Origin of the sequence: Faecalibacillus sp. TM498 (assembly GCF_020589955.1) — a bacterium.
Taxonomy (GTDB): Bacteria; Bacillota_I; Bacilli_A; order Erysipelotrichales; family Coprobacillaceae; genus Faecalibacillus; species Faecalibacillus intestinalis.
In genome coordinates, this window is record NZ_JAJDKB010000119.1 from 1 (window position 1) to 1192 (window position 1192).

At 28.6% G+C, this 1192-nt stretch carries 1 protein-coding gene and 1 pseudogene; both read right to left on the reverse strand.

From position 1 onward, the window contains the following. Positions 1–57: 57 nt before the first annotated feature. The gene (locus LJD32_RS14900; protein ID WP_032090165.1) at positions 58–936 is read right to left on the reverse strand and encodes a MurR/RpiR family transcriptional regulator; all 879 of its coding nucleotides are present in this window, start codon (positions 934–936) and stop codon (positions 58–60) included. 77 nt (positions 937–1013) lie between these two features. Next, positions 1014–1192: pseudogene (locus tag LJD32_RS14905) on the reverse strand (PTS sugar transporter subunit IIC); the annotation flags it as partial.

A 1192-nucleotide genomic window follows, 5' to 3' on the forward strand; every position in this document is an offset into this window, starting at 1 on the left:
TTCCTCCCCAAATCATTTCTTTAAATACAGGTTCTACCCATAAAATATGTCCCATCACTATTCTCCTTTTCCTTTTTCATGTGTTGATTCATTTCTTCTTTCATCCCAATCTAAATTCATAGATACTTTTTTAATAAGTAATTCTTGATAATTCTTTTTAAAGAGTAAGGAATAGATTAAATCTATAATATAATCACTACTTATTTTAGAAGAAAATGTTCCAATTTTATTAATAATATTTTCTTTTGAACACATTGTTAAACAAATATCTGCTTTTATTCTCAAATAACTATCATTTAAAGAAGTGATTGCAATAATGGTTCCCCCATTTATTTTAATACGTTCAACAATAGGTTTAATTTCATTTGTTTGTCCTGAATAGGAAATAATTAACGCTACTGAATTTTTAGTCGTATACAAAGCCTGTTGAGTTTGCTCTGTAGGAATAATTTTCAAGTTAACAAGCTTATTGACATAAGTCATTTTATGTTCAAACATTAATGCTGATAAAAAAGAATCTCCTACCGCGAACAAATCAATGATGTTTGCTTTATCAATATAATCCACTGCTTTTTCTAATTCATTCATATCAAGAACTTGATTAGTTCCTTCAATGGTTTGTTTATAGATTTCTCCAACATTATGACAAATTTCATTTTTCGAACTATCTTGAAGAAATGGCTTATTAAAATTTATTGTAGAGAATGTTTGAGATTGAGTTATTTCGGCAAAATGAACACGAAAGTCATTAAAATTTTTTTCTCCCAATTTCTTACAAAAACGACTAATTGTTGCTGTTGAAGTATAAGTTGCTTCTGCTAACTCTTTAAGATTCATATGAATCACATCTTCTTTATGTTCAATTAAATAATCTGCTATTTTCTTTTCTAAATCACTAAAACCATTTTGGTATTCAATTGTTGATAATAGACTCATATTCTCACCTCTAAATCCATTGTACCTTTATATACAATGAAAGACAAGAATACAACGTATCCTTGTCAATTTCATTATTAAGCTTCTGCAGCTTGTTTGTTTTGGTATTTTTCGTATGCAATTAAGAATGGTACATAGATAACTGTTGAAACAACAATTAAGATTGCTTGAGTTACTGCACCCATAACGTTTGCACCTGTAGCTAAGAAACCAAATACGATTGGTGGAGTTGTCCAAGGTACTGTTAAACATGCAA

Bases quoted from the DNA above. Each gene is read 5' to 3' on its own strand.
- LJD32_RS14900 (WP_032090165.1), bottom strand. From the start codon at position 936: ATGAGTCTATTATCAACAATTGAATACCAAAATGGTTTTAGTGATTTA.